Origin of the sequence: Sphingobium sp. Z007, from assembly GCF_900013425.1 — a bacterium.
Classification (GTDB): domain Bacteria; phylum Pseudomonadota; class Alphaproteobacteria; order Sphingomonadales; family Sphingomonadaceae; genus Sphingobium.
In genome coordinates, this window is the sequence record NZ_FBXK01000005.1 from 1472395 (window position 1) to 1498551 (window position 26157).

42 protein-coding genes, 1 tRNA gene and 2 pseudogenes are annotated in these 26157 nt (G+C 63.5%); 21 read left to right on the forward strand and 24 right to left on the reverse strand.

The window, feature by feature from the left end; genetic code table 11:
- Positions 1-12: 12 nt before the first annotated feature.
- Together CEQ44_RS15080 and CEQ44_RS15085 are read right to left on the reverse strand one after the other, a co-directional pair.
- Positions 13-1131: a cysteine desulfurase family protein gene (locus CEQ44_RS15080; RefSeq protein ID WP_088185297.1), complete on the reverse strand. Its 1119-nt coding sequence runs from the start codon at positions 1129-1131 to the stop codon at positions 13-15.
- The gene (locus tag CEQ44_RS15085; protein ID WP_088190032.1) at positions 1098-2168 is read right to left on the reverse strand and encodes a cysteine desulfurase family protein; all 1071 of its coding nucleotides are present in this window, start codon (positions 2166-2168) and stop codon (positions 1098-1100) included. Before CEQ44_RS15085 ends, CEQ44_RS15080 begins: the two co-directional genes overlap by 34 nt.
- Positions 2169-2329: 161 nt before the next feature.
- Here CEQ44_RS15085 and CEQ44_RS15090 point away from each other — a divergent pair, with 161 nt between their 5' ends.
- Positions 2330-2986 (forward strand): alpha/beta hydrolase, encoded by a 657-nt coding sequence (locus CEQ44_RS15090; RefSeq protein ID WP_017184627.1) that lies wholly within the window; start codon positions 2330-2332, stop codon positions 2984-2986.
- 259 nt (positions 2987-3245) lie between these two features.
- Here CEQ44_RS15090 and CEQ44_RS15095 read toward each other — a convergent pair whose 3' ends face one another.
- From CEQ44_RS15095 to CEQ44_RS15105, 3 genes are read right to left on the reverse strand one after another with little or no spacing between them, the layout of a single operon-like run.
- Complete coding sequence (locus CEQ44_RS15095) at positions 3246-3665, reverse strand: hypothetical protein (RefSeq protein ID WP_088183656.1); 420 nt, start codon at positions 3663-3665, stop codon at positions 3246-3248.
- A 1-nt stretch (position 3666) separates the two neighbouring features.
- Positions 3667-3858 carry a hypothetical protein gene (locus CEQ44_RS15100; RefSeq protein ID WP_088183654.1) on the reverse strand — a complete coding sequence of 64 codons (192 nt, stop codon included), beginning with the start codon at positions 3856-3858 and terminating at the stop codon, positions 3667-3669.
- Positions 3855-4304, reverse strand: a complete 450-nt coding sequence (locus CEQ44_RS15105; protein WP_088183652.1) for a DUF3429 domain-containing protein — start codon at positions 4302-4304, stop codon at positions 3855-3857. Before CEQ44_RS15105 ends, CEQ44_RS15100 begins: the two co-directional genes overlap by 4 nt.
- Before the next feature lie 153 nt (positions 4305-4457).
- Here CEQ44_RS15105 and rpiB point away from each other — a divergent pair, with 153 nt between their 5' ends.
- The 4 genes from rpiB (at position 4458) to CEQ44_RS15125 (ending at position 7961) form a co-directional block, all read left to right on the forward strand.
- A complete protein-coding gene (gene rpiB / locus CEQ44_RS15110) occupies positions 4458-4895 on the forward strand; it encodes a ribose 5-phosphate isomerase B (RefSeq protein ID WP_088183650.1) in 438 nt (145 codons plus the stop codon).
- Between the two features lie 12 nt (positions 4896-4907).
- The gene (gene glyA, locus CEQ44_RS15115; RefSeq protein WP_088183648.1) at positions 4908-6209 is read left to right on the forward strand and encodes a serine hydroxymethyltransferase; all 1302 of its coding nucleotides are present in this window, start codon (positions 4908-4910) and stop codon (positions 6207-6209) included.
- A 117-nt stretch (positions 6210-6326) separates the two neighbouring features.
- Positions 6327-6788: a transcriptional regulator NrdR gene (gene nrdR / locus CEQ44_RS15120; protein WP_088183646.1), complete on the forward strand. Its 462-nt coding sequence runs from the start codon at positions 6327-6329 to the stop codon at positions 6786-6788.
- A 111-nt stretch (positions 6789-6899) separates the two neighbouring features.
- Positions 6900-7961, forward strand: coding sequence for a TrmJ/YjtD family RNA methyltransferase (locus CEQ44_RS15125; protein WP_088183644.1), 1062 nt, complete (start codon positions 6900-6902; stop codon positions 7959-7961).
- 80 nt (positions 7962-8041) lie between these two features.
- On the opposite strand, the gene CEQ44_RS15130 is transcribed toward CEQ44_RS15125, so the two are convergent.
- On the reverse strand, positions 8042-8338 hold the full coding sequence (locus CEQ44_RS15130) for a chorismate mutase (protein WP_088183642.1): 297 nt from the start codon (positions 8336-8338) through the stop codon (positions 8042-8044).
- Between the two features lie 243 nt (positions 8339-8581).
- Between CEQ44_RS15130 and rpsD the strand changes: the two genes are divergently transcribed.
- Entirely contained in the window at positions 8582-9196 is a 615-nt protein-coding gene (gene rpsD / locus CEQ44_RS15135) for a 30S ribosomal protein S4 (RefSeq protein ID WP_088183640.1), read from the forward strand.
- Positions 9197-9330: 134 nt separating this feature from the next.
- On the forward strand, positions 9331-11019 hold the full coding sequence (locus CEQ44_RS15140) for a M28 family peptidase (RefSeq protein WP_088183639.1): 1689 nt from the start codon (positions 9331-9333) through the stop codon (positions 11017-11019).
- A gap of 96 nt (positions 11020-11115) precedes the next feature.
- Here CEQ44_RS15140 and CEQ44_RS15145 read toward each other — a convergent pair whose 3' ends face one another.
- A complete protein-coding gene (locus CEQ44_RS15145; protein WP_088183637.1) occupies positions 11116-11568 on the reverse strand; it encodes a DUF6265 family protein in 453 nt (150 codons plus the stop codon).
- Between the two features lie 98 nt (positions 11569-11666).
- On the opposite strand from CEQ44_RS15145, the gene CEQ44_RS15150 reads away from it, so the two are divergent.
- The 5 genes and pseudogenes from CEQ44_RS15150 (at position 11667) to CEQ44_RS15170 (ending at position 14356) form a co-directional block, all read left to right on the forward strand.
- The gene (locus CEQ44_RS15150; RefSeq protein WP_088183635.1) at positions 11667-12653 is read left to right on the forward strand and encodes an agmatine deiminase family protein; all 987 of its coding nucleotides are present in this window, start codon (positions 11667-11669) and stop codon (positions 12651-12653) included.
- A gap of 17 nt (positions 12654-12670) precedes the next feature.
- Positions 12671-13519 carry an N-carbamoylputrescine amidase gene (gene aguB, locus CEQ44_RS15155; RefSeq protein ID WP_088183634.1) on the forward strand — a complete coding sequence of 283 codons (849 nt, stop codon included), beginning with the start codon at positions 12671-12673 and terminating at the stop codon, positions 13517-13519.
- Positions 13520-13750, forward strand: a complete 231-nt coding sequence (locus tag CEQ44_RS15160; protein WP_088183632.1) for a hypothetical protein — start codon at positions 13520-13522, stop codon at positions 13748-13750.
- Positions 13747-14260, forward strand: a pseudogene (folK, locus tag CEQ44_RS15165) (2-amino-4-hydroxy-6-hydroxymethyldihydropteridine diphosphokinase). The gene CEQ44_RS15160 and the pseudogene folK overlap by 4 nt, the downstream one beginning before the upstream one ends.
- Before the next feature lie 20 nt (positions 14261-14280).
- Positions 14281-14356 (forward strand) — tRNA-Lys (locus CEQ44_RS15170).
- Positions 14357-14651: 295 nt separating this feature from the next.
- Here the strand turns inward: CEQ44_RS15170 and CEQ44_RS24055 are convergent.
- The 16 genes and pseudogenes from CEQ44_RS24055 to CEQ44_RS15220 all read right to left on the reverse strand — a co-directional run bounded on the left by CEQ44_RS24055 (position 14652) and on the right by CEQ44_RS15220 (position 22445).
- Positions 14652-14855, reverse strand: a complete 204-nt coding sequence (locus CEQ44_RS24055; protein WP_140419314.1) for a hypothetical protein — start codon at positions 14853-14855, stop codon at positions 14652-14654.
- Positions 14856-14860: 5 nt separating this feature from the next.
- Entirely contained in the window at positions 14861-15610 is a 750-nt protein-coding gene (locus CEQ44_RS15175; RefSeq protein WP_088183629.1) for a hypothetical protein, read from the reverse strand.
- A complete protein-coding gene (locus CEQ44_RS15180) occupies positions 15607-16896 on the reverse strand; it encodes a hypothetical protein (protein ID WP_088183628.1) in 1290 nt (429 codons plus the stop codon). The genes CEQ44_RS15175 and CEQ44_RS15180 overlap by 4 nt, the downstream gene beginning before the upstream one ends.
- Complete coding sequence (locus CEQ44_RS15185; RefSeq protein WP_254913688.1) at positions 16896-17129, reverse strand: hypothetical protein; 234 nt, start codon at positions 17127-17129, stop codon at positions 16896-16898. The genes CEQ44_RS15180 and CEQ44_RS15185 overlap by 1 nt, the downstream gene beginning before the upstream one ends.
- Positions 17126-17515 (reverse strand): hypothetical protein, encoded by a 390-nt coding sequence (locus tag CEQ44_RS15190; protein WP_088183625.1) that lies wholly within the window; start codon positions 17513-17515, stop codon positions 17126-17128. Before CEQ44_RS15190 ends, CEQ44_RS15185 begins: the two co-directional genes overlap by 4 nt.
- Positions 17512-18228, reverse strand: a complete 717-nt coding sequence (locus CEQ44_RS25120) for a hypothetical protein (RefSeq protein ID WP_254913687.1) — start codon at positions 18226-18228, stop codon at positions 17512-17514. Before CEQ44_RS25120 ends, CEQ44_RS15190 begins: the two co-directional genes overlap by 4 nt.
- A gap of 136 nt (positions 18229-18364) precedes the next feature.
- Positions 18365-18883: pseudogene (locus CEQ44_RS25400) on the reverse strand (DNA cytosine methyltransferase); the annotation flags it as partial.
- Position 18884: 1 nt separating this feature from the next.
- Complete coding sequence (locus tag CEQ44_RS25125) at positions 18885-19010, reverse strand: hypothetical protein (RefSeq protein ID WP_254913685.1); 126 nt, start codon at positions 19008-19010, stop codon at positions 18885-18887.
- Positions 19010-19432 (reverse strand): hypothetical protein, encoded by a 423-nt coding sequence (locus tag CEQ44_RS15200; RefSeq protein WP_088183622.1) that lies wholly within the window; start codon positions 19430-19432, stop codon positions 19010-19012. The genes CEQ44_RS25125 and CEQ44_RS15200 overlap by 1 nt, the downstream gene beginning before the upstream one ends.
- Positions 19429-19632, reverse strand: a complete 204-nt coding sequence (locus CEQ44_RS15205) for a hypothetical protein (protein WP_088183620.1) — start codon at positions 19630-19632, stop codon at positions 19429-19431. The genes CEQ44_RS15200 and CEQ44_RS15205 overlap by 4 nt, the downstream gene beginning before the upstream one ends.
- Positions 19632-19784: a hypothetical protein gene (locus CEQ44_RS24475; protein WP_176400286.1), complete on the reverse strand. Its 153-nt coding sequence runs from the start codon at positions 19782-19784 to the stop codon at positions 19632-19634. Before CEQ44_RS24475 ends, CEQ44_RS15205 begins: the two co-directional genes overlap by 1 nt.
- Positions 19771-19926, reverse strand: a complete 156-nt coding sequence (locus CEQ44_RS24480; RefSeq protein WP_176400285.1) for a hypothetical protein — start codon at positions 19924-19926, stop codon at positions 19771-19773. Before CEQ44_RS24480 ends, CEQ44_RS24475 begins: the two co-directional genes overlap by 14 nt.
- Entirely contained in the window at positions 19923-20201 is a 279-nt protein-coding gene (locus tag CEQ44_RS15210; RefSeq protein WP_088183618.1) for a hypothetical protein, read from the reverse strand. Before CEQ44_RS15210 ends, CEQ44_RS24480 begins: the two co-directional genes overlap by 4 nt.
- Entirely contained in the window at positions 20198-20941 is a 744-nt protein-coding gene (locus CEQ44_RS15215; protein WP_088183617.1) for a phosphoadenosine phosphosulfate reductase family protein, read from the reverse strand. The genes CEQ44_RS15210 and CEQ44_RS15215 overlap by 4 nt, the downstream gene beginning before the upstream one ends.
- A 175-nt stretch (positions 20942-21116) precedes the next feature.
- On the reverse strand, positions 21117-21569 hold the full coding sequence (locus tag CEQ44_RS24060) for a hypothetical protein (RefSeq protein ID WP_140419448.1): 453 nt from the start codon (positions 21567-21569) through the stop codon (positions 21117-21119).
- Positions 21570-21689: 120 nt separating this feature from the next.
- Positions 21690-22445, reverse strand: a complete 756-nt coding sequence (locus CEQ44_RS15220; protein WP_176400284.1) for a LexA family transcriptional regulator — start codon at positions 22443-22445, stop codon at positions 21690-21692.
- Between the two features lie 47 nt (positions 22446-22492).
- Here CEQ44_RS15220 and CEQ44_RS15225 point away from each other — a divergent pair, with 47 nt between their 5' ends.
- Both CEQ44_RS15225 and CEQ44_RS15230 read left to right on the forward strand, forming a co-directional pair.
- Complete coding sequence (locus tag CEQ44_RS15225) at positions 22493-22726, forward strand: hypothetical protein (protein ID WP_088183614.1); 234 nt, start codon at positions 22493-22495, stop codon at positions 22724-22726.
- Positions 22723-23214, forward strand: coding sequence for a hypothetical protein (locus tag CEQ44_RS15230; RefSeq protein ID WP_088183613.1), 492 nt, complete (start codon positions 22723-22725; stop codon positions 23212-23214). The genes CEQ44_RS15225 and CEQ44_RS15230 overlap by 4 nt, the downstream gene beginning before the upstream one ends.
- A gap of 1 nt (position 23215) precedes the next feature.
- Here the strand turns inward: CEQ44_RS15230 and CEQ44_RS24485 are convergent, their stop codons facing one another.
- Positions 23216-23392 carry a hypothetical protein gene (locus CEQ44_RS24485; RefSeq protein ID WP_176400283.1) on the reverse strand — a complete coding sequence of 59 codons (177 nt, stop codon included), beginning with the start codon at positions 23390-23392 and terminating at the stop codon, positions 23216-23218.
- Positions 23393-23624: 232 nt separating this feature from the next.
- Here CEQ44_RS24485 and CEQ44_RS15235 point away from each other — a divergent pair, with 232 nt between their 5' ends.
- Genes CEQ44_RS15235 through CEQ44_RS15265 form a run of 7 tightly spaced genes read left to right on the forward strand, consistent with a single transcriptional unit; the run spans position 23625 to position 26157 of the window.
- Positions 23625-24062, forward strand: a complete 438-nt coding sequence (locus tag CEQ44_RS15235) for a hypothetical protein (protein WP_088183612.1) — start codon at positions 23625-23627, stop codon at positions 24060-24062.
- A 35-nt stretch (positions 24063-24097) separates the two neighbouring features.
- Positions 24098-24847: a site-specific DNA-methyltransferase gene (locus CEQ44_RS15240; protein WP_254913684.1), complete on the forward strand. Its 750-nt coding sequence runs from the start codon at positions 24098-24100 to the stop codon at positions 24845-24847.
- Entirely contained in the window at positions 24844-25206 is a 363-nt protein-coding gene (locus CEQ44_RS15245; RefSeq protein ID WP_140419311.1) for a hypothetical protein, read from the forward strand. The genes CEQ44_RS15240 and CEQ44_RS15245 overlap by 4 nt, the downstream gene beginning before the upstream one ends.
- Complete coding sequence (locus CEQ44_RS15250; protein WP_088183608.1) at positions 25203-25439, forward strand: hypothetical protein; 237 nt, start codon at positions 25203-25205, stop codon at positions 25437-25439. Before CEQ44_RS15245 ends, CEQ44_RS15250 begins: the two co-directional genes overlap by 4 nt.
- Entirely contained in the window at positions 25436-25711 is a 276-nt protein-coding gene (locus CEQ44_RS15255) for a hypothetical protein (RefSeq protein WP_088183606.1), read from the forward strand. Before CEQ44_RS15250 ends, CEQ44_RS15255 begins: the two co-directional genes overlap by 4 nt.
- Positions 25701-25922: a hypothetical protein gene (locus tag CEQ44_RS15260; RefSeq protein ID WP_088201819.1), complete on the forward strand. Its 222-nt coding sequence runs from the start codon at positions 25701-25703 to the stop codon at positions 25920-25922. Before CEQ44_RS15255 ends, CEQ44_RS15260 begins: the two co-directional genes overlap by 11 nt.
- Complete coding sequence (locus tag CEQ44_RS15265) at positions 25915-26157, forward strand: DUF2312 domain-containing protein (protein WP_069066445.1); 243 nt, start codon at positions 25915-25917, stop codon at positions 26155-26157. The genes CEQ44_RS15260 and CEQ44_RS15265 overlap by 8 nt, the downstream gene beginning before the upstream one ends.

Here is a 26157-nt window from a genome sequence, read left to right on the forward strand (position 1 = left end):
GTGCGCTCCCTTTTACGGCGCCGCTTGTGCGGCTGCCGCCTCATTCAATAATATCGCAGCCCTCTCCATTTCATCCCGGCTTGTGTAACGGCCAAAGCCGATCCGCACCGATGCGCGCGCATGACCATCTGACAGCCCCAGTGCGCGCAGCACATGGCTAGGCCGCCCGGACCCGCTTGCGCAAGCGCTACCGAGCGAAAAAGCAACATTGCGGCAATCCGACAACAGCCGCGCGCGATCGATCCCGTTGCGGCGCAGGTTGAGATTGCCGGGATAGCGGTGGGTGTCGGACCCGTTGAGCGTCCAGTCGGCAAAGAATGTGCGGGCCAGCGCGGCAAGGCTTTCGACATGGGCGCGGTCGCTGCCTGCCCGCTCGCGCATCAGTCGCGCCGCGACGCCGAAACCGGCGCACAGCGCGGGCGACAGCGTGCCGGAGCGTAAGCCCCCCTCCTGCCCGCCGCCATGGATCAGCGGCGCGGGCCGCACGCCATCGCGCAGCCACAGCGCGCCGACGCCCTTGGGACCGTGGATCTTGTGCGCACTGATCGCGATCATGTCGCAGGCCGGCGGAATAGGGACGCGGCCATAGCCCTGCACCGCGTCGCACAGGAACAGCGCGCCGGCACTGTGCGCCAGGTCGGCGAGCGCGGCGACCGGCTGGATCACGCCGATCTCGTTATTCACCAGCATCGCGACGACGAGTGCGACACCTGGAACGATGACGCGGGCGGCAGCCTCCAGATCAACCAGGCCATCCGCGCCCACCGGCAGGACGGTCACGTCCCGCCCCGCCCGGCCCATCGCGTCTGCCGTGTCCAGCACCGCGGCATGTTCCGTCGCGATGGTGACGATGCCGCCCGGCGGCGCGCCCTGGATCGCGATGTTGAGCGCTTCGGTGGCGCCGGAGGTGAAGAGCAATTGGCCGCCGGGGGGCAGCAGCCGGGCGACGGCGTCGCGCGCCACCTCCACCTGGGCGGCGGCGGCGCGGCCCAGGCGATGGGCGCTGTGCGGGTTGGCGAACTGGTCGCGCAGCAGCGGCACCATGGCGTCGAAGGCTTCGGGCGCAAGCGGCGTTGTCGCCTGATAATCCAGATAGATCATCGGCGTGCTCGCTGCGCCATGGCGGTCCATGCGGCGAGGAACCTGTCCAGGTCGCTGTCGCACGTCTGCGGGCCGAAGCTGACGCGGACGACTTCCGAAGCAGCCGCCTCATCCCAGCCCATTGCGCCCAGCACATGGCTGGTCTTGAGCGAGCCGGAGGAACAGGCGCTCCCCGCGGAGACGGAAATGCCCGCCATGTCGAACTGGATCAGCTGGGCGCGCGCGGATAAACCGGGCATCCAGTAGCTGGCGATGGTCGGGATTCGGGGGGCGTCGCGCGCGACGATGACCCCGCCAGCCGCCTCGATCCCCGCGTTCAGTCGGGCGCGCAGGGCGGCAGCGCGGGGCAGCCAGTCCTCCCGCGCCTCCAGCGCCGCCGCCATGGCCAGGATGGCGGGCAGATTTTCGGTCCCCGCGCGATAGCCCTGTTCCTGTCCGCCGCTCGGCTCGATCAGCGCCAGATCACGCAGCAGCAGCGCCCCGATGCCGGGCGGGCCGCCAAATTTATGCGCGCTGATCGCGATCATGTCCGCGTCCGGCAGAGGGAGTTTGCCGGCGCTCTGGGCGCAATCGGCGAACAGGACCGCGCCATCGCGCGCGATCTGTCCAAGCGGCTGGATTACGCCGGTTTCATTGTTGACATGCTGGATGGCGATAATCGTACCAAGATTCGTTAGCTCAGAGGACGGGGCTTCGACAAGCTCAGGGCGAACGGGAGTTTGCACTATTCCGCTCTGATCCACCGCCAGCCGCGCGGCGCCCTTTGTCACGCGCAGCACCGCATCATGCTCCACCGGCGAGGTGACGACCCGCCCGGCCTTCGCGCGCAGCAGGCCGATGGCGATCGCTTCGCTCGCGCCGGAGGTGAAGATGACATGACCGCTCCAGCCCAGTGCCGCCACGATGCGGGCGCGCGCCTCCTCCAGCATGGCGCGGGCGGCACGGCCGTCGGCATGGGGGCTGGACGGGTTCGCCCAGCCGGCCATCGCCCCCACCATAGCGGCCTGCGCGGCAGGCAGCATCGGCGTGGTGGCGGCATGATCGAGATAAAGGCGGTCGGCGGCCAAGCGGCGTTACTCATTGATTGCGGAAATGGCGGCGGCATCTATATAGGCGGTCTGCCGCGCAGCGCCAGCAATAGCATTTGCCTATGCGACTGTCTGTGCGATCCGCATCCATTCGCCGTCCGTCCATCTGGGCAGGACGGCCCAGAACGATAACAGGTGCCATGCCCGACGTCATTTTCACCGGACCCGAAGGTCGCCTCGAAGGCCGTTTCAGCCCCCCACCCCGCCCGCGCGCGCCGGTCGCCATGATCCTGCATCCTCATCCCCAGGGCGGCGGGACGATGAACGACCGCATCACCCAGGCGCTCTACAAGACCTTCGTCAAGCGCGGCTTTGCGGTGTTGCGCTTCAACTTCCGTGGCGTGGGCCGCAGCCAGGGCACGTTCGACAATGGCATCGGCGAACTGTCCGACGCGGCCGCCGCGCTCGACTGGGTGCAGAGCTTCCATCCCGAAGCGCAGACCACCTGGATCGCAGGCTTCTCCTTCGGCGCCTGGATCGGCATGCAATTGCTGATGCGCCGCCCGGAAATCCGCGGCTTCATCTCGGTCGCGCCGCCCGCCAATATGTACGACTTCTCCTTCCTCGCGCCCTGCCCCTCTTCGGGCATCATCGTGCAGGGGACGTCGGACGAAGTAGTGACCGCCAGCGCGGTGCAGAAGCTGGTCGACAAGCTCCGTACGCAAAAGGGCATCACCATCCACCACGACGAAATCCGTGGCGCGAACCATTTTTTCGAGCATGAACTCGACCAGCTGATGAAGTCGGTCGACAATTATCTCGACATGCGCCTGTCCCCGGATTCGCCGATCCGCTGAGGATTGGGTGCCGGACGAACGATAAAGGCCGCCTGCGAGGCGGCCTTTTTTTTGGGCTTTATGGGGGAGGAAGGTAAGAAGCGGACAGGTTGGTTTTGGGTTAGGCTTGACGGAAAAAGTCGAAAAAAAATTCCGTCACCCGAGCGAAGGCTGGGGTCTCGTGCGGGAGCATGCAGCGGTCGAAAAGAGCACTTACCCACATGTAGCGCCCCATCGCCTGAGACCCCAGCCTTCGCTGGGGTGACGGTAGTGAAGTCGGCTAAATCTGGCGCTTCGCATCGAAGGGCGCAACGATCTTGCAGCGATAGGAGCGCACTTCGTCGATCAGGCCGGTGTGCAGTTCGGTGGACAGCACCAGCGTCGATCGGTCCAGCCGCTCCAGCCGCCGGGTGTCGCTGAACAGGCCGCTGATTATGCCGCCGCCCTGCTGAACGAGCGTGATCGTCGCATCGTCCTGCGCAGCGATCTTGTTCCAGCGCTGGCCGCCTTCGCGCCATCGCCCCGCGGTGAAGTCTATCACGATGTCCCGGACCGACCGATCATCAGCCGTGCAGGACAGGCCGCGTATCTGCGCCGGAGCGGGCGCAACGGCGGGCGGTGGCGGCGTCGCGGCGACGGCCAAGGGCGCGATCAGGCCGCAACAGATTGTCAGCGGGGCGAGCAACCACCGGCGGCCCATGTCAACGCTGCTCCAGCGGCGGCAGGTCCGGCCCCGGCATCGCGCTAATCGCGACATTACCGAACATCACCAACCCTGCAAGGATCATCAGTATCCCGCGCTTGCGGTCCCGCCGCTTGATAAGCGCGTAAAGCCCCGCGCCGGTCAGCAGCATCCCGGCGAGCATAAGAATAGAAAGAACAAGATCGGTCATGGTCCGGCAAGCCATGCACCAATCAGGGTCAGCCCGCCAAGCCCAATCGACAACGGGGTTCGCAACATAAGCCACCAGCTCGGCGTCAAGCCTAGCCGTGCCAGTCGGCGATCGACCGTCAGCGACGCGATCAGCGCAATCCCCAGAACCGTCATCGACGGCCCCGGCCACGCCGCGCCAATCGCCCATGGCCAGGCCGAAGCAAAGGCCAGCAGCTGCGGAACCACCGCCGCCGCATAGATCCAGCCCGGCGCGCGATCATCTTTCGCTATCAAACCCCACCATAGACCACCTAGAAAGGACAGGATGGTCGCGGCATAGAAATAGGCCATCGCAAGCGCTGCGAAACGCCATTCCATATCGCCCGCTGCTATCAACAGGACTGCGATCAACTGGGGCAGCAGTCCCAGAAGACCCAGTATGCGTGGCGTGGACGGTATATGCATGACGCCCGCTTATCGGACACGGCTCAACATCAAAAGCTGCCCTTGCGTTCAGACTTCTTCCACTACACCAAGATGCCGTGGCCAAACCGCACCAGCTTCACTAGAGAGACGCTGATCTCCGAATCACCTTTTTAACCCATGCAAGGAACGCCCATGCGGATCGCCATCGCATCCGATCATGCCGCCATCGACCTGAAGGCGGAACTTGCGCAATGGCTGCGCGACGAAGGGCATGATGTCACGGACCTTGGCCCCGCGACCGCCGATCGCGTCGATTATCCCGATTATGGTTACAAACTCGCGTCAACGGTCGCATCCGGCGCGGCGGAGCGGGGCATTGCGCTGTGCGGCTCCGGCATCGGCATATCGATCGCGGTCAACCGCAACCCGGCCTGCCGCTGCGCGCTGGTGGGCGAACCGCTGTCGGCCGCGCTGTCGCGCGAACATAATGACGCCAATGTCCTGGCCATGGGCGCGCGCCTGACCGGCGTGGATATGGCCAAGGCCTGCGTCACCGCTTTCCTCACCACCGATTTCGGCGGCGGCCGCCATGCCGGCCGTGTCGAAAAGCTCTCCCAGCCCGCGCTCTGAAAGGAAGTTTCGATGAGCACCGACACCCTCGCCCCCGCCATCCGCCAGGACGGCTTCTTCAGCGAAAGCCTTAGCCGCGCGGACCCGGACATCTTCGGCGCGATCGAACATGAGTTGAAGCGCCAGCAGGACAAGATCGAACTGATCGCGTCGGAAAACATAGCGTCCAAGGCCGTGCTGGAAGCGGCCGGCTCGATCTTCACCAACAAATATGCCGAAGGCTATCCGGGCAAGCGCTATTATGGCGGTTGCGAATATGCCGACGTCGTGGAAACGCTGGCGATCGAGCGCGCGAAAGAACTGTTCGGCGCGAACTTCGCCAACGTCCAGCCCAATAGCGGCAGCCAGATGAACCAGGCCGTGTTCCTGGCGCTGCTGCAGCCGGGCGACACCTTCATGGGCCTCGACCTATCGTCGGGCGGCCACCTGACCCATGGGTCGCCGGTCAATATGAGCGGCAAGTGGTTCAAGCCGGTGGCGTATGGCGTGCGCCCCGACGATCATCGGATCGACATGGACGAAGTCGCCCGCATCGCGCGGGAGAGCAAGCCCAAACTCATCATCTGCGGCGGCACCGCCTATTCGCGCGTGTGGGATTTCAAGCGTTTCCGCGAGATTGCCGACGAAGTGGGCGCCTATCTGCTGGCCGATATGTCGCACTTCTCCGGCTTGGTCGCCGGCGGCGCGCATCCTTCGCCCGTGCCCCACGCCCATGTCACCACGACCACGACCCACAAGTCGCTGCGCGGTCCCCGGTCGGGCATCATCCTGTGCAATGACGAGGCGTTGGCCAAGAAATTCAACAGCGCGATCTTCCCCGGTCTCCAGGGTGGCCCGCTGATGCACATCATTGCGGCCAAAGCGGTGGCGTTCAAGGAAGCGCTGACGCCGGAGTTCAAGGCTTACGCGCACCAAATCGTCGCCAACGCCAAGGCGCTGGCTGAAACGCTGGCCGATGCTGGCCTGTCGATCGTGTCGGGCGGCACCGACAATCATTTGATGCTGGTCGACCTGCGCGCCAAGAACACCACCGGCAAGGCGGCGGAAAAGGCGCTCGATCGCGCCTTTATCACCTGCAACAAGAATAATGTGCCCTTCGACACGGCCAGCCCGTTCGTCACATCGGGTGTTCGGTTGGGCACGCCGGCCGGGACGACCCGCGGCTTCCGGGAGGAAGAATTCCGCGAAATCGGCCGCCTGATCGCCGAGGTCGTGGAAGGCCTCAAGCGCAACGGCGACGAGGGCGATGGCCAGGTCGAGCAGCATGTCCGCGAGAAGGTGCTGGGCCTGACGAGCCGGTTCCCGATTTATTGACCCACACCCGTTCGCCCTGAGCGAAGTCGAAGGGCTTCACTGAACGAAGTGAAGTACCTTCGCTTCGCTCAGGCGACGGCTTCGACAGGCTCAGCCCGAACGGAGTGATATAATCCCATGCGCTGCCCCTTCTGCGCCCATGAAGACAGCCAGGTGAAGGATAGCCGGCCGACGGAGGATGGCGCCGCCATTCGCCGCCGTCGCCAGTGCGAAGCCTGCGCCGCGCGCTTCACCACGTTCGAGCGCATCCAGTTGCGCGACATCTGGGTCGTGAAGAGCGAAGGGCGCAAGGAAGCGTTCGAGCGCGACAAGCTGGCCCGCTCGATCGGCATCGCCTGCCGCAAGCGGCCGATCGACCCCAGCCGCCTGGAAAAACTGATCTCCGGCATCCAGCGTCAGTTGGAAACCAGCGGCGACAGCGAAGTCCCCGCCCGCGCGATCGGCGAAATGGTGATGGAGGGTTTGAAGCGTCTCGACAGCGTCGCCTATATCCGCTTCGCCAGCGTCTATAAGGACTTCACCGACGCCAAGGATTTCGAGGAATTTGCAGGGACGGTGAAGGAAGTCGGGCGGGAGTGAGGGGATGATAAGCGACCATCCCAACCTCCGTTCAGTTCGAGCGCTTTCCAACTCCGTTCGTCCTGAGTAGCCATTGAGCGAAGTCGAAATGGCGTATCGAAGGACCGCGCAATGACGTTTTACACATATATGCTGCGATGCGCGGACAGCAGCTATTATCTAGGCCACACCGATAATCTGGAACAACGCATCGCGCAGCACCAGGCTGGCGAGATTGCGGGATATACCCAGAGCCGTCGCCCCGTGATGTTGGTCTGGAGCCAGGAATTTAGTTCGCGGGATGAGGCGCTTTCCGCCGAGCAACAGATCAAGGGATGGTCACGAAAAAAGAAGGAAGTTTTGATCGCCGGTGATTGGGATGCCATTCGGCAAGCGGCGCGCAAATCCTTCGATACGGGGCTTCGACAGGCTCAGCCCCTACTCAGGACGAACGGTAGTAAAATGACTGATAACAGCACCACCCCCTCCCCCGTCATCGTCCTGGTCCGCCCTCAACTGGGCGAGAATATCGGGAAGGCCGCGCGGGCCATGCTGAATTTCGGGCTGACCGAAATGCGGCTGGTGACGCCGCGCGACGGCTGGCCCAATCCCGATGCCGGGCCATCAGCGGCGGGCGCGGACTTCATTCTGGATCAGGCGCAGGTTTATGAGACGCTGGCCGAAGCGGTCGCGGACTGCGCCCATGTCTATGCGACCACGGTGCGCAAGCGCGGCGTCACCAAGCCGGTCGTCACGCCGGAGGAAGCCGCCCGCGAAATCCACGCCGCGCAGGGCCGTTGCGCCTATATTTTCGGGCCGGAACGGTCGGGACTGGAGACCGAGGACGTCGCCCTCGCCCGCAAAATATTGACCGTCCCCATTAACCCGGAATTCGGTTCGTTGAACCTGGCGCAGGCGGTCATCCTGTGCGCCTATGAATGGTCCAAGCAGGCGAACCTTGCGCAGCCCACCATCACCGACCTGGGCGAACCCGCGCCGCAGGCGGAGTTGGAGGGGATGATCGAGCAGTTGGATGCGTTGCTGGTGAAGGTGGGCTATTTCTTCCCGCCCGATCGCGCCGGCGCCACCCGGCTGACGCTGCGCAACCTGCTGACCAAGCCGGGCTGGAACCATCTGGAGGTGCGGACGCTGCGCGGCGTGCTGTCACATCTGGCGCGGCCGCGGGAGCGCTGAACCCAGTCTCCGTTCGGTTCGAGCCTGTCGAGAACGCAGCACATGGTTCTCGACAGGCTCGAACCGAACGGATGTGGATTTTATTCCCGTATCCGGTCGAACTCCGCCATTTCATAGGCGATCGACGCTTCGACCAGTTCCTCCCACATGCCCGCGATCAGGTCGCACGGCACCCCCAGCGCCTCCGCCTCGGCGCAGGCGTTGGCGATCACCTCCGCCTTGCGCGCTTCGTCCCGCACCGCGCTGCGATCGGGCTTGATCCGGGCGGCGGCGCGCATATGGGCGAAGCGTTGCGCCAGCAGGGCGACGATCTGCCGGTCGAGATTGTCGACGCCGGCGCGCACCTGCGCCATGGTGGAATAATGTTCGGGAGTCATGCCCGCGGACCTAAGCTGCCGCCGCCATCGTGTCGAGACTTGACACGTCGGCCTGTTCTGGTCATAGGCGCGCCTTCGCAATTGGCTCCGCATCCCGGTGAAGCGGTGGCCCTGCCCCTGAGCGTTTCAACGCAAAACGGACGTAGGCGATACCGGGAAAACATTCACCCTCCCCGAAAAGTGGGAACCGGTTTTCGGATCAGGAGGGTGAACAAACGTAAAAGCAATTGATAAGGAATTACCATGACGAAGCGCACCAGCGCCAAGTATAAGCTCGACCGTCGCATGGGCGAGAATATCTGGGGCCGTCCCAAGTCGCCTGTCAACAAGCGCGAATATGGTCCCGGTCAGCACGGTCAGCGCCGTAAGGGCAAGATGTCCGACTACGGCATCCAGCTGCGCGCCAAGCAGAAGCTCAAGGGCTATTATGGCGACATCACCGAGAAGCAGTTCAAGAAGAACTATTTCGAGGCGAGCCGCATGAAGGGCGACACCGGCCAAAACCTGATCGGCCTGCTGGAGCGTCGCCTGGACGCCGTCGTCTATCGCGCCAAGTTCGCACCGACCATCTTCTCGGCCCGTCAGATCGTGTCGCACGGCCACATCTATGTGAACGGCGTGAAGTGCAACATCGCGTCGCGTCTGGTGAAGCCGGGCGACGAAATCACCTTGGGCAAGAAGGCGCAGGAAATGGCGCTGGTTCTGGAAGCACAGAGCCTGCCCGAGCGTGACATCCCCGACTATGTCGCTCCCGACGGCGCCGCCAAGGTCAGCTATGTCCGCGTGCCGACGCTGGACGAAGTGCCTTACCCGGTGAAGATGGAACCGAACCTGGTCGTCGAATTCTATTCGCGCTAATCGGTTTTTCGAGCAGAGTTACAAAGAAGGGCGGTCCTGGAAAGGAGCCGCCCTTTTTCTTTTGGCGCAACATTCTTGCGCGACCCTCTGCACGGTGGCATCACCTGCCCAATCGTAAAACAGAGGGTATCCCCATGCGTAGCTCCATCGCGGCGATCGCCGCCGTCCTTGCCCTGTCGGCCTGCACGACCGACGGTGCCGATACCCCGCCTGCCGCGGCATCCGCGACGCCGCCCGCCACTGCCGCCGCAGAGCCGTCTATCGACACGATGAAGCGACTGGTGCAAGAACTGTCGTCCGACGCCTATGAAGGCCGTGCGCCCGGATCAGCCGGCGAGGAAAAGACGCTGGCGCTACTTGCTGCCGAATTTGGCAAGCTGGGCCTGCAACCGGGCAACAAGGGCAGTTGGTTCCAGGATGTGCCGCTGGTCGAGATCAATGCGAAGAATGTTTCGCCGCTCAGCTTTACCGGCGGCAAGAGCGCCGTCACCGCCGCCTATGGCCCGGAGATGGTCATCGGCACCTATCGCACCACCCAGCCCAGAATCGCGATCAAGGACAGCCCGGTGGTGTTCGTGGGCTATGGCATCAACGCGCCGGAAAAGGGCTGGAACGACTATGCCGGCCTGGATGTGAAGGGCAAGACGGTCGTTATCCTGGTCAACGACCCCGATTATGAGACGCAGGGGCTGACCGGCCCGTTCAACGGCCGGGCGATGACCTATTATGGCCGCTGGACCTATAAATATGAGGAAGCCGCGCGGCAGGGCGCGGCCGCCGCGATCATCGTGCATGACACGGTGCCGGCCGCCTATGGCTGGAACGTCGTGCAATCAAGCTGGACCGGGGCGCAGCATGTCGCCGACAGCGCCAACGGCAATGCCGACCAGAGCCGGGCCATCGGCTGGATTCAGAAGGACAAGGCCGCCGCCCTGTTCGCCAGCGCGGGCCTTAACCTCGACGCGCAGATGGCCGCGGCCAAGAAGCCGGGCTTCAAGGCGGTGCCGCTGGCTGGCGTGAAGGCCAACGTCTCGTTCGACAACGACCTGCGCAAACATATGTCCAAAAATGTCGTGGCGCTGCTGCCCGGCAAGACGCGGGCGGACGAATATGTGCTCTACAGCGCGCATTGGGACCATCTGGGCCGATGCCAGGCAGCGCCCGACGGCGACGACATCTGCAACGGCGCGGTCGACAATGCCACCGGCACCGCGGCGCTGGTTGCGCTGGCGCAGGCCAATGTGCAGGCCGGGCCGACCGACCGCAGCCAGGTGTTCCTGGCGGTGACGGCCGAGGAATCAGGACTGCTGGGGTCGGCCTATTATGGCAACAACCCCGTCTTCCCCTTCGCCAAGACGGTGGGCGGCGTAAACATGGATGCCTTGAGCGTCGCGGGCCTTGCGAAAAATGTCGTGGTGATCGGCAAGGGCAAGTCGCAGCTCGACACCTATCTGGATCGGGCACTGGCGGCGCAGGGCCGGGTATCGACGCTGGAACCGACGCCTGAAAAGGGCTTCTACTATCGTTCCGACCATTTCAGCTTCGCCAAACACGGCGTGCCGATGCTCTATTTCGAGGGTGGCGAGGATCTGGTGAAGGGCGGCACCGCGGCGGGGCTCGCCGCCGCGGAGGATTATACCAAGAACCGCTATCATGGCCCCAAGGACGAATATGACGTCAATTGGGATTGGACCGGGGTGCTGGCCGACCTGAAACTCTATTATGCGGTGGGCCGTGATCTGGCGACCACGACCGACTGGCCCAATTGGGTCGACGGCGACGAATTCCGCGCTATTCGCGACAAGGATCGGGCGGGGCAATAAGGGGCTACCGTGCTCCCGCGCAGGCGGGAGCCCACTTCTACCGTCTGGACTGCGCTCCCGCCTGCGCGGGAGCACGCTCATCTAGGGCTCGATGCATCACTCCCCCGCCGGCGTATAGGTCCAGTTCTGCGCCTGGCTGCCGTCCATCCTGGCGGTTTCAGCCATCAGCAGCCGGCCCTCCCGCCAGTAACGGATGCGCTGGGGATAATCATGGTTCTGGTTGGCGAACACGATGTCGCGAACGCCTTGCTCCACGACCGGGAATAGAGTTGCGGGGCCATCTTCGGGCGCGGCATGGAGGCTCAGCGATCCGTCAGCCCCGCGCACGATGCGCATCACCTCCCACGACCGCAGCGTTTCCCCGCGCCCGGTCCGCCCGACGCCGATCATCGTGCCGCCGCGCGGCAGGGTCCACACCGCCTCGGTCCAGCGATCGTCGCGCTGTTGCAGCCATTCACCGGTCAGCCAGTCGGGCAATTCACCCGCGTTGCTAATGGCAGGCAGCGCCAGCAGCAGCGCCGCGCCGATGATCGAAACTTGTCTCTTCATGGCCTTCGCCCTCTGTCCACACGCCATCCGGCACGCTATGGAGCGCGCGCAAACCCCGCTATCACGGATCGGCACCCCGCCGAGCAAGGATAAAAGCCATGACTTTCCGTATGCCCGCCGAATGGGCGCCGCACGACTGGACCTGGATCGGCTTTCCGACCAATCCCGCCGAATGGCCCGGCGCGTTCGAAGACGCGCGCGCGCAGATCGCCGCGTTTGCCAGCGCGCTGCATGCCGATGGCAAGGGTGAGGAGGTGCGGCTGGTCGTCGCCAATGAAGCCGATGCGCTCGTCGCTCGCGCTCTGGTCGCATCAGGTGTCTCGATCGTTGTCCAGCATCTGGGCGACGTCTGGCTGCGCGACACCGCGCCGATCGCGGTGCTGAACGGCGCAGGAGGCCGGGCGCTGGTCGATTTCGGCTTCAACGGCTGGGGCGGCAAATATCAGATGCCGGGCGACGAGGATATCGGCGCGCGGCTGGCCGCGACCACCGATATGCCGGTATCGACCCAGCATTGGGTGTTCGAAGGCGGGGCGATCGACACCGACGGCACCGGCCTGTTCGTGACGACCGAGCAATGCCTGCTGAACCCCAATCGCAACCCCGACCTGGACCGGGGCAAGATCGAGACGCTGCTGGCGGGGTCGCTGGGCCTGTCCGACATGCTGTGGCTGGGCGACGGCTTGCTCAACGATCATACCGACGGCCATGTCGACAATCTCGCCCGCTTCGTCGCGCCCGGCAAGCTGGCCCTGCCGATCGCAACCACCCACGACGATCCCAACGCCGCCCTCTATGCCGACGCCCGCGCCCGCGCGCAGGCGCATGGCGTTGAGGTGGTGGACATCCCCTCCCCCGGCCTGGTGCTGGTGGATGGGGAGGCGATCCCGGCCAGCTACATGAATTTCTATGTCGGCAATGCCGCCGTCATCGTGCCCATCTATGGCCAGCCCAACGATCAGGCCGCGCTCGACGCCCTGCGCCCCTTCTTTCCGGGCCGGGATATTGTCGGGCTGCGAAGCGACGCCATATTGTCGGGCGGCGGCAGCTTCCACTGTTGCAGCCAGCAGATGCCATCCGTCTGATAGGTTCAGGGACAGACATGACCAAAGTAACCGTAGCCGCGCTTCAGCTCAGCTTTTCCGACGATATGGGCGAGAATATCGCCAAGGTCGCGGACCATGTGCGCAAGGCCGCGATGCGCGGCGCGAAGATCATCCTGCCGCCCGAACTGTTCGAGGGGCCGTATTTCTGCCGCGTTGAGGACGAGGCCCTGTTCGCCAACGCCCAGCCGACCGATACGCATCCGGCTGTGCAGGAAATGCGCAAGCTGGCCAAGGAACTGAGCGTCTATATCCCGACCAGCTTTTTTGAGCGCGACGGCCATCATCATTACAACTCGCTCGCCATGATCGATGACGCGGGCGAGATCATGGGCGTCTATCGCAAGAGCCACATTCCCGACGGGCCGGGCTATGAGGAAAAATATTATTTCCGCCCCGGCAATACGGGGTTCAAGGTGTGGCCGACCAAATATGGCACCATTGGCGTGGGCATATGCTGGGACCAATGGTATCCCGAAACGGCGCGCTGCATGGCGTTGATGGGGGCGGAAATGCTATTCTATCCCACCGCGATCGGCTCCGAACCCTATGATACGGAACTGGACACCAGCCGCATGTGGCGCCGGGCGATGATCGGCCATGCGGTCAGCAACTGCATGCCCGTGATCGCCGCCAACCGCATCGGCGACGAGGACGGCCAGCTTTTCTACGGCCACAGCTTCATCACCGACGAATGGGGCGATTTCGCCGCCGAAGCCGACGCGAAGGACCAGGGCGCGCTGGTCGCGACTTTGGACCTGGCCAAGGCGCGCACCCATCGCGCGGGCATGGGCTTCTTCCGCGATCGACGGCCGGAGTTATATGGCCGGATCGCGCAGGATATCTGAATGGACGCGGCCGACACCCAAGATGCGATCGACCAGCCCGACGACCTCAGCCGGCCGCAAAAGCGGCTGCTGAAGCGGCTGTATAATGGGCGGACCGTCCCGGTCATGGCGGACGATCGCCCCTTTCTGACCTATAAGGATGCCCTGCATTACCTACTATCGCTGCCCATCGACGCGCGCGAGCCCGCCTATGCGCAGATGAAGGCGCAGGCCAGGGACGCGGTTCGATAGACGCGCCCCATCTCTATGCGCTGGCGCTGGGGTCGAACCGGCCGCTGTCCGCGCGGCGCACGCCCGCGCGACTACTGACGGAGGCCATAGCGCTGATCGGCGCACAGGTGCGGCTGCTGCGCCTATCGCCCACGCTCTCCACGCCCCCGCTCGGCCCATCGGCGCGCCGCTTCGCCAATGGCGCGATCCTGGTCGAAAGCACGCTGTCGCCGCCCGCGATGCTGGCCTTTCTTCAGGATATCGAAAACCGGCTGGGCCGCCGCCGCTATCGCCGCTGGGGCGCACGCAGCGTCGATATCGACATCATCCTCTGGTCGGGCGGCCAATGGCGCAGCCGGACGCTGACCATTCCCCATGCCGCCTATCGCACCCGCGCCTTCGTGCTGACGCCGCTGCTCGCCGTCGCCCCCGACTGGCGCGACCCGCATCTGGCGATCACTGTCCGCCATCTGCATGCACGGTTACAAAAAGCCGCGCCAAAGAGTTGACCATCCGCCCCGCCGCCTTTAGGGCAACCTCCACCGCTTCGGGGGTCCATAGCTCAGTCGGTAGAGCAACTGACTTTTAATCAGTAGGTCGCTGGTTCGAACCCAGCTGGACTCACCATTCGAACCCTTGTTATATAAGGGTTTTTCGTGGAGACGCGCAGCGCATTTCCACATTCGTTTCTACATGCATTTCTACAAATCAGCCTTGTTCACGCGCTGTTCTGGCGTGTGATTCTGGCATCCCGTGCCCTCTCGCTCGGCTCAATCGGCATGGCTGGTGTCCTTTCGGCGGGTGAATAGTGCGGGGCCGTGTTGCACTTTGACGCCTGCTCCACCGCAGGGCCAGCAGCGCCAAAGGTTCGGATAAACGCCGACATTGCCAGCGCCTCGACACACGCTGCACAGGTTGCCGCTCATTGTCCCGATCCTTGCGCTGGCTCATTTGCTGAAAACGAACTTGGCTCGCCGGTGAATACGTCCAAATAATGCCGCGCCCACGCGCGCGCATGAGCCATTGTCACGCGCCTTCCGAAGTCGTGCCTGACATGCTCATCGCCTACGCGAATTTCTATGACGGCCACCATTTCAAAGCGGCGGCTTTTGGTATCAACAGACATGGCCCTCACTTCGCCTCCCCCTCGTCCAGAGGGGCGGGCGGGGTGGAGAGGGCGGCACGGAAACGGGCCATCGCAGGCGTCACATGGCCCGACCACTCCCGCGCATCATTCTCAGATTTCATGCGCACTTCATGGTCAACAAGCCGGTCCAGGAGGAATTGCCCAGCCTCCCGCACATCGGCATGGGCGGCGGGGGATAGTGCTTGGCGCAGTTCGGCAATCTTGCGCTGGTCGCTATCGATCCAAGGCTTGATATTCCGAAGCACGTTGGCAGTTGTCCAAAGGACTATGCCGTTGCGACAACCGGCTATGCAAAATTCACCGGATGCCATCTCTCGGCCTTCGCAGAGCGGGCATGTTTCTTCGCGGCTCAGGTCTATGCCCGCCGCCTTTTCCTCTGCGGCTGGGATAGGAAGGGCGCGGATTGCTTTGGCGATATTCGATGCGGCTTCGTCACGACAAAGGTGATCGCCAACACAGTAGATGCTCTCCGCTACCTTCGCAGCCGCCTCCCGCATCGCCGCCACATCCCCACCCTTCACGTTTTCTGCGGGTTGGGCGAGGGCGGCGGCCATGGCTCGGATCAGCCAAGCCGCCCTGTCAAAAGATTTCGCCGTTTCAGGCAACTTACTCCTCTCGGCGTCGCGGCCGTAGCCGTCCAGCAAGATCGCTAGGCACTCAGCGTCCGAAAAGCCCGTTTCATCAGGCTCCAGCGCGCTCCGCAAATCCTGCGCGGGGGTGGTGGTGTCGGTCATGGCTTGGGTTCCTTATCATCGCGCTCGCCGAGCGCCTGGATATGTTCGCGGCGCTTGAGGGCGATGCGCCGCCCCTTTTCGGCCGTCGCCTTGTTGTAGGTGCGCGTCTGCGCCAGCGTCTTGTGACCGCTGATCGGCCGGACGTCGGCTTCACCCGAATCGCCGATCTCGGTGATCCCGCCGTGCCGGAACCCGGTGAACGTCATGGCCTTGGGCAGCCCCGCCTTGGTGCAGATCCTGCGATGCACGGTGGACATCCAACGCTGATCGAACGGCTGGCCGTTGCGCTCATCCACGATAATCGGTCCGACCGGCTGGCCGAACTCATCCCGCACCGCGCGCTCGCGCAGGTCCATCAGCTCGCGCTCCAGATCGGGGTAAAGCTGCACCGCCTCCCCCTCGACCTCGATCGCCAGATCCAGCCACACAGGGTTGCCCGTCTTGCGCTGCACGAGCGCCATGGCGACCCCAGGCTTATAGACGGACCATTGCAGGCCCGCCGGCGGATCGCGCCCCTCCTTCACCGCCTCCTCGTCAGGCCAGAAGCCAAAGACCTGGCTGACGCGCTGGCACGCCTCGAAACAGAGCGCGGCGGCGGCGGCCATGTTCTGATAGCCCATCCCCCGCGCCGTTTCACGATAGAGGTCATATTCGGCGCGCGTCGTCGGCCGGTTCTCACCGGCTGGCGTGCTCTTGATCCCCATGCCCGCGAACGGGTTGTCCTTCACGCCGGTCGTGCGCTTGTGGCGGACGGCCCATTTCCAGACGAGGCGGCAGACCTGCATGCAATAGGCGGCCTCGCGTTCGCCCTTCTCGCGCAGCTTGCGATAGAGCGTGTCGGCCGTCTCGCCGTCCATGTCGGCGGCCTTGCGGTTGCCCAGGGTGCCGCCAGCGCGCGTCGGGAAGGCGGCGACGATCTCCATCAGCCGTCGATAGTCGCGCTGCGTCTTCGGCTTCAGATCGGTGAAGCGCTCCTGATCGCGATACCATTTGAACAGCCAGGCGATGGAGCCGGGCTTGAGCGTCTTGCGCTCCGCGCCCAGGCGCCATTCTTTCAGCGTCTCGTTCAGGCCCTCCGCCTTGGCGACCGCGGCATCATGGCCGGTGCCGAGCGCGCAGGATTCGACCGGGCAAGGAAAGCCATGTCGCACGGTCGGGGTGCGCGCGCCCGTCTTCGGATCCTTGTCGGTCGCCCAATGCGGCAATTTCCAGTAATAGGCATGCTCGCCCGACGCGAGTTTCACGCGGGTTACGTAGGCAGGTAGCTTGACGATCGCCTGGCCCATTACAGTTCGATGCCGCCCTTGCCCTCGGAGCCGAACAGGTCGGCCAGCGCCGCGTCGAGATCGGTCTTCCATGCGATGCGCTGGCCGCGCGGCCCGCGCGCGCGGAAGCGCACGCGGCCGGTGCGCTCCCATTCCTTCATCTGGTCGCCGCTGACGCCGGTGTAGGACAGCGCCAGGTCGTGCGTCATTCCGGCTGGCCAGTCGGGCAGCTTTTCAAGTGCCAGGCCCATCATCCGACCCTTTCGGCCAATAGCTGATCGCGAATGCGCAACCCCAGCCGCGTCAGTCGGCAGTAGCCGCGATTGCGGTTCTGGTATGAATAGCCCTCCCCGCCGACCATGATCCCGCGCCGGGCGAGCGCCGCGCAGGTATCGAGGCCAACGCCGCGCGTTTCCACAACATAAGTGAAGTCCTGCCCGTCATCGTCTGCTGGCAGCTGCGGCTGGAGGCGGCAGAGCAAGCGCTTCTGTGGGTCCGATAGTCCGGCGACGACGACGGCAATAGCCGCCTGTCCTTCGGCAAGCATGTAACGCAGTTTTGCGGCCTGGCGCTCGGCGGCTCCGGCGCGGCGATCGGCGTCGTCGCGTTCGGCGCGCAGGGTTTCGACGGTATCGGTCATGCCGCCTCTCCAAAAAGATTGCCCTGCCCGGTCACGTCAGATGCCGAGACGAGCGCCGAGAGATAGGAAGGCATCAGCAGCCACCAGCGGGTCCACGCCATTTCCTGTCGCTCGAAGCCGCTCAACCCGGTTGGCCATCGCATCAACGCCTCTACGAAGATGGGATTGAGCTTCCTCTTCACTGAGGGCTGGTTGGAGTTCGGGGAAACGGTCGAGGACATCGATCCACCGGCTATCTGTTGGGCCGGGGATGACGGCGGGCGGAAGAACTGCTCCGCCTGATACGACAGGATATCCTCCCTTGACTTGCCGTCCGAGCGCGTGATGCTGCCCTCGCTGCTGCCCTTGTGGTTCTGGGCGGCTGGCGCTGCCCACGCCTTCGCCGCGCTCGCCAGATTCTCCACCCGCCTGATTCCCGTGCAATCCGACCCGCCACTTGATCCCAATGCTGCCGTCGGACCCGGCCAGTTCACCGCTTGACCAGGCAGCGGAACATCGCCCTTGCTGCCCCGCATGTTCGGCCCGGCCTTCTCCGGGTCCGACGCCTTGGGGCTGGACCAGCGCTTCGCCGCCTGCATCGCCTGCCCCGTCAGCAGCAGTTCGTCCGATCGATCCCCGCCGCGCGTCAGACGCGATCCTTCCGTCACCGCCACCGATGGCGCGTCCCAATGCTCTGCCCGATCCTCCAGATTGACCGAATGCCCGCCCGCCATCCGCTTCTCCAGCGTCTGGCTCCCGCCGCGCTTCGATATGTCCGACGGACCGCGCCAACTCTCCGCCGCTCCCTGAAGCGTCGGATAAACGTTCCCATGAATGTCCCTCTCCCAGCCCCCGCGGCTCGCCTTCGCGGACGGCCATGATGAACAGTCGCTCCCGCCGCATGGTATTTCCCGCTGCGGCCGAGCTGAATATTCCCGCCGCAACGCGGTAGCCCAGTCGCTCCAGTGTCGGGACGATGGCCCCGATTTGTCCGTCAGCATTGCCCGGCACGTTCTCGCGGAAGATAAGATCAGGCCGGCACTCCTCGGCGAGGCGGCAGACCTGGGGGGCAAGGAAGCGATCGCCGCCGGCTCCAGCGCGCTTTCCGGCAACGCTGTTGTCCTGGCAGGGGTCGCCCGAAGCGAGGATATGAACGACGCTACGCCATGGTCGAGCGTCGAAGGTGAGCATGTCAGACCAGACAGGCGCCGGATGAAGCCACCCTGCTTCCATCGACGCGACCAGGCTTGCGGCTGCTGCAACTTCCCTCTCCACGTAGCAGATGCCGCGGCCAGCCTCTCCGCGATAATGGAGGGCGAGCAGGATTCCGAGTTCGAGGCCTCCAACGCCAGCGCAGAGGGACATGATGTTGCGGGGATGTAGAGCCATGTCACGATGCGGCCTTTCTCGTGGCGTTGTCTTCCGCCATCTTGCGGAGGGCGCGCAAATCGGTGCTGATCGAATGGAGCGGCCAGCCAATCCAGATGATCGCGAAGATGCCGAGCAATTCACCCATCAATCCGTTTTCCCAATCATCTCATTGTGGACCGCCACAATCGCGGCGATCGCGCCGCTGGCGATGTCATTGCTGCCAAAGCTGGCCAGCACGGCGCGATCGGCCGGGTTGTCGTCGGCCAGCGCCACGATGTGCAGGCCGACGCCGGTCCAGACCTCATCGCTACCCAGTTCGGCCGGGTTCCGGTGGCTTTCCGCCCAGCGCTTGCCCCAATTGGCGCGCAGCGCGGCGCAGGCGACTTCGAACGGGTCCGGCGGATAGAGTGGGACGCCATCCTCCGCGCAGAACTTGCACGTCTCCGCGCGGCGGCGGCAGGTCACATAGCGTCCATCGCCCTGCTTGAGCGCGTGCGCCGGGCCGTATTTCGACGGCAGGATGATGACGTCCGCGCCGCTTTCGAGGGTGCCGCCGAACTTGCTCATGACTGGTTTGCGTGCCGACCGGCCTCGACGGCCGACACGCGCGGATCAGATGACGGCCCTTTGGAGAGGGGCAGACCGTCCGAGGCTCCTGCCTGCTGCGCGGTCGGGGGGATGACGCGCATGTCAGGCAAGGGGGATAGGTGCATGTCGCGGCGCATGCGGATGAGGCGCGACAGGGCGATGGCGGCGAAGTCGAGCATCACCAGCCTCCGATGATGGCGGCGGTCGCCTGGCAGGCGGCGGCCAGCAGCTTGAACATGCCGATCCAAAGCGCAGCGCCGGTCAGGCTGAATGCGATGAGCGCGGCCGGGTGGATGTCGGCGCGCTGCGGGCCAGCGTCAGGAGCGGACATCTTCGCCCTCCCCCATCAGCAGCGCGTCGATCGCCTTGTCGGCATACAGCTGGAACTGGCGCACAATGACGCCGAGCGCGCACAGGCCCGCGAGCATGATCAGCGCGCGACCGGCGAAGAAGAAGGCGGCAGCGGCGGTCATCGCGACACCACCCGCAGCGGGGCGACAGAACGGCCCTGAACATGCGTTTCCAGCATCTCCGCGGCGCGGATCATGCGGCTGGCGCCGTTAATGAGAAGGTCGCGCGCCGTGCCGACGTCGGTCAGCAGCAGATCGTGCGCTTCCCTGGCGTCATATTCGGCGATGTTGACCAGATCGACCGGCCGGAACGGCGTTGCGTCCGCGCGGTGCATGTCGCCCAGGCGGGAGAGCGTTTCCGCCGCCGCCGAGCCGATGCTGAAGGATGGAATGCTCATGCTGCGATCCCCGTGATTTCAGGCAGCGTCCGCTGCGACATGGAGAGGGTGAAGCCCAGGCGGCGCTCGGTGGCGCACAGACGGCCGTATAGCGACGGGACCAAGCCGGCGGCCGTCGTATGATCTTCATCGGTTGCGAAAATGCAGAAGCAGCAGGACTTGCGCTTCATGCCCTTGGCATAGGTCCAGAAAGGCTCCTGCCCTGCCGCGGCGATCCGGGCGAAGACCTGATCCGTTGACCAATCATGGATAGGCAGCCAATCGTACCATTCTCGCCCGGCCTTACTGTTACGCTCATTGAGCTTGAACGGCTGGAGCTTGGAGCGGCCGGAACTCTCCTGGGCGCGAAGGCCCATGCAGTTGACGATCAGGCCACCGAACTGGGGATTGGCTTGCAGATAGCGGCGGATTTCCCGCTCGATCGGCCCGCGCTTCAGGTCTGACGTGCATTGCCGGTTCTTGGGGGACGGGAACATGCCCCGCCGCTCGACCATCTCGAAGAAGGTCGAGGCGGCGTGTGCGATGATTACCGGGATATCGCCGGCATTGCGGCGGATATGCTCTTCCGAGCCCTCCCACTCCACATCGGGCAGATGGGCATGCATCACGATCAACTGATCGGCCGGCACCAGCGCGCAAAGTTCTGCAAGCATCGCCTGACTGTCTTTCCCGCCGCTGTCGTTAGACACGAACAGCGCGCCGCGGGCGATCAGATCATGGATGAAGGATGGGATTGCCATCGTAACCTCCCCACCGTGGCGGCCGGCTGGATGCGCGGCGCGTCAGGTGATGGGAAGCTTTTAGTTGGACTTTTCCTACTTTGTCAAACTAAAGTTGGATTTAACCGACACGGCTGTCCTACCATGTTGATTCTATTTTATTTTATGTTCAAACGCCGGCTTCAGGCGCGCCCTCTTATCTTTTCAACATTTCATTCACGGCATCAAAATAGGAAACAGGCACCTCCAACATCACTGTAGATGTGTCATCGGCCCTTACTTGAATCGACAGCGTGCCGTTTTGCGCATGCTGCCTAATGTCCTCAGCAGATACTTCAATTTTGAAGCCTTCTGATAGTGTGCAGGTCGGCCGGGAGTATCGAGAAGAGTGGCAACGGCCAACCTCCCTGCTAGTGTTCGTGAATTTAGCGGGATTGCCGCCGCGATACAAAGCGCTGCTATATCGACGCCATTCGCCGATGTAAGCTAGATATCCCGTCAAGAACGCGGCACCAGAAATGCCCGCCTTCTTTACCCCGGCAACAAGCACGAAACCGTCTGGCAGTTTTATCAAGGGTGCGGTGTATTCGTGCCTTCCCGCAAATTCATCAGAATTTACTGAAACTTCAACACCATTGCTCGCCGACACGACGCTCTCTTTAGACTGAGCCAATACAGACTGCGATAATCCGACTAATGCAACTGCAACAATAAAATTGTATATTCGTCTCATTTACCACCCCATTATTTGTGGAGCGACCCCGTATTATTATGTGTAATCGTCAGTGGTTAAAACTCGATCAATTTGAAGAACATCCTTCATATCAATCCGGAATATTTTTGCGGGATTGTATTGTTCAAGCTCAACGAATTGTGCCGATCGCCTCACAAGCCTTTTCACAAGCACGCAGACAGCCCGGGAGCCATCATCAGTGTCATCTTTCGGCCTTAGATAAACAACCACGTCGTCATCGACGCGCAAACGCGCGTCACGCTGAGCAAAAATAAACGCACCATCGCGGTGGGCTGGATACATGCTCGCACCCTGGATATACAGCCCGTACACCTTCTCAACACCGTGACTGACCGGCGGCCGCTTCCGATACTCGATGATATCTCCGGTGTTTAACATCGTCTGCTCGATGCGCTCGCCCTCGACTAACATCTCTGCCCCGAGAGCGGTTCCAAAAACCGGCAAATCCTCACGGACTTGAACTAAAGACGCCCCTTCAAAATGCACCGGTGTAGCGTTTGTTTTCGGAAGATCAGGCTCACCAGCGAGATCCGCTTCAGACTTCCCGATATACGATAGTAGCTTATGCAAACTGTCACTCCGGACGCTTCCACCCTTGCCCTTTAAATTGGTGAAAAAAGCGCGATTAACGCCAGCTTCAACAGCCCATGTTGTGGCCTTCAAAGCCGGGGGCTTTATCGCCATCAGCCTGTCGTAGAGCCGCTGGCCTCTGGAACTATTGTCTGCCACCATTTTGGAGAAATCCCACAACCGATCCAACTGCGCCAGCATGACGTTTCCAACTTGCATAGTAGGATTTATCCGGCTATGTAGGATTTATGGAGCAGATGATCCCTACCGAGGCTGAGGTTCTCGCGCGCATAGACAAATTCTGCGCAGAACACGAGATTCCGCCGACGACCTTTGGCAGGCTTGCTGTGGGTGATAGCAACCTAGTTTCCGGTCTTCGTCGGGATCGTTCTGTCACGCTGCGAACCGGCCGCCGCATCATCGAATTCATGGCCGCATATCCATCGCCTTCTGGAGCGACCGCCCAGCAGGAGGCCGCATGACGCCGTTCGAATTTCTCGGTTTGATATGCGCATCCGCTGCGATCGGCAGTGCCATCGGCGCACTTACTTGCAATTTGTATTTTGGCAAGCGGCGGGCAGCCGTAGAGTCGTTGATCGTCGGCGAAAGCGGGCCGGATTTCGCGCACGGCTGCGCCCGCCCGCGAACAGGCCGCATTACCGCCGCCGCTGAACCGGTCGACGGCGGTGCGATGGTGCAGTTCTTCCGAAATGGCGAGCCCCACGGACCCGCCATCTTCAAAGAGGGTGAGGATACGGCGGAGGCCGCCCGCGCACTCAGCATCCCTCCGGCCCCAAAGGAAAACCCGATCATGGACGACGGCGACATCAAACTCCGCCTGCGTTGCATCGACATGGCGCTGCGCCTTCCAGAGCGCGCCGATGGCGGCGTGATCGTGGATGCACAGCGTTTCTATGATTTCGCGACTAATAAGGCATCGGCGGACAAGGTGCCAGCCGATGCCCGTTAAATCATTTCGAAACGACACGCTTTCCGGCCGTGGCTTCAAGGCATTCGGCGTATTGATCGAGAACCTTCGTCCTTCGCGCATCATCGGTGACTTTTGCGAGGTATTTGAGCAGATCAAACGCAACGCGTTCCGGGCTTCCGCTATCAGGCAGAGCGTCGATGTTAACTGTATCAGCCATTCCGCATTCCTTTCAGTCGGTGGGGTAGGATCTCCGACTGTAGCGACCGGCGGAGGGGCGGCAAGCCTCTCCGCCGCAAGCCCCGCCCTCTGCACCACTTGTGACGCCCGCCTGGACGACACGGCCATCCGCGCCTGCTCCGTCCGCGATTGCCCGCATGCGCAGCAAGAGGCCGCCTGATGATTTCCCTGTTCCATACCGGCTTGATTGCCGCACCTGCGAAGGCTTCACCATGGAAATGACGCATTCAATTTCGGACGAGGTCGGAAAACGCGTCATCGCCGACACGCTCCGCCTGTTCGTCGGCCGGGGCAAGGTCATCAGCTGGGAAGACCTGGCGGCGGCCACCGGCGACAAGGAAGGCACGCTGCGCAGCTATGTCGAGCAGGCGCCGCCCGCGATGCCCGCGCCGATGATGATGCGCGTGTTCGCCCAACTGCCCGCCGCCGCGTGGGCCAAGGTGAACGCGGCCATGGGCTTCTGCGCGCCGCCGCGCATCGAGGATGAAGAGGCGGCCTGCATGCGCCGCGCTCTCGCCCAAGCGTCGCAGCTGGTGGCGGACGGCAACGAGTTCTTGGCTGACGGCATCATCGACCCGCGTGAGAAGGCGATGTTTTCCGAGCGGGCAGAAGCCCTGATCCCGACCCTTCGGGCGCACATCATCAAATAGGCATTTAGCGGGCCGCAGCGCCCAGGAGTGAGAATATGGACAGCGCGACCAGTGCAGCGCCGGTGATGACCGGTTCTGCGGACGATATTGCTTTGCCTGCAACGCCGACGGTCGCGATCATCGGCGCGGCGACGCTGTATCTGGGCGACTGCTATGACATCCTCCCCCGCCTGGGTTGGTTCCCCGCGCTGGTGATGGACCCACCCTATGCGTTCGACACATCGGGCGGCGGCCGGTTCCGCGCCGCCCGCGGCCATACCGACCAGATCGCCGCCGAAGGTCTGGACGAGGGCTTCAGCCACGACATCATCAACCCGCTGCTCTGCGGGTCGGTGATCGTGTTCTGCCACAACGATCAGATCCCGGCCCTATCTACCTATCTGGACGGCAATTTCGAGCGGTTCGTCATCTGCTCGTGGATCAAGTCCAACCCGATGCCGGTGGCGAACAAGCATTACCAACCGGACACAGAATTCTACATCCACGCGTGGAACAGCGGCTTCCACCCGCAGGGCGAGCTGGCCGACAAGAAGCGGCACGTCGTTGCGCCGGTCGGCCGGTCCAAGGAATTCAGCCACCCGACGGTGAAGCCGGACAACGTGATGACGAAGATCGTCCGCAACGCGGCAGGCGCCACCATCTGTGACCCTTTCATGGGGACGGGATCGACCGGCGTCGCCGTGGTGCGGGACGGGCGCAGCTTCATCGGCATCGAGAAGAACCCGGCGCATTTCGCCACTGCATGCGCGCGCCTCGCCGCCGCGCAGGGGTTGGCGTCGGCATGATGGACACCAAAGCCTTCCGCGCCATGCTCGCGAAGATCATGCCCGGCTATAGCTGGACGGTGCATCGCGCCACCAAGGGCGCCACCTGTCTGACCGCGACGGGGATACAAACCAGCGGCTTCAACAGGCTCTCGACCCTGCAAGTCACCTATTCGACCGACAGCAAGGGCGATTGGTACAAGGCCCGCTCGGCTGGTTTCGGCAAGCGCGCGCCATGGCTGCACGAAAATGGCGATCTCACCCTCGCCCTCGCCCTTCGTGGCCTGCAAGATCACTATCAGTACATGGCCGCGGCCTATGACGGACATGCGCGCGCTTTGCAGGGTGCCCGTCGGGCTGCCGCGGTGCCCGCAGCATGACCCGCCGCCGCTACCGCCGCCGCACCTTCGCCCAGGTGACTGCGCAGGCCCGCGTCGCCGAGCGCGCCCAGATCGCGCAGTTCGGCCGGTGGCAGATCGCCGCCGTCACCAACCTCATCGCAGCCGGGGCCGTCGACGCAGAGAGCGGATCGCTCCTGGTCACCCGGCTGGAAGCGTTTGTCGAGCAGGTTGAGCAGGGCCTGCATCTCGCCACGCCTGGAGACGAGAAATGAAGACCTCCGAACGTAGATATCCGACCCGCCCGGCCTTTCACGCCGCCGCGCCTGCGCGCGACGCTCTGCCCCCGATCGGCGACAACGAGCTGGTCCAACGCAAAGCTACTGCGCGGGATGGATCGGCGCGGCTGGCCGAGAAGATCGAGGCACTGATCAGTCGCACCGCCGATGCGCTCACCGTGCCATCCGAATGGGCGGATCGGCGTGAGGACTTCGCCCGCGCCTATCTGGGGTTCGCTGTCACCGATGCGGGCGCCCATGGAGATTGAGCCGCGACCCGTCGGCCCGGAGCAGATGGAGGAAGCGATCCTCCTATGTCGCAAGCGCATCGATCGCGCCGTAGCGAAGGTGGCGTCAGCGATGACCGAAAAGACGGCCGCCCTATTGGCGCTGGAAGCCGCCGAACACCGCCTCGCCGCATGGCAGGCTGCAAACCCGGACCCGCAGCGGTCCATATTTGAGGAATTGTCCAATGTCTGACGGAAATGTCGCCGGCGATCAGCTTCGCTTGCTCATCGAGCGCTGGGAGCGGCTGGATGAAGAAAAGAAGGGCATCGGCGACGATCAGAAGGATGTGATGCTGGAAGCTAAGGCGACCGGGTTCGACACCAAGATCATGCGCCAGATCATTCGCTTGCGGAAAATGCAGCCCCATGACCGGCAGGAAATGGAGGCTATCCTCCAGACCTATCTTGCCGCGCTGGGCATGGAATAG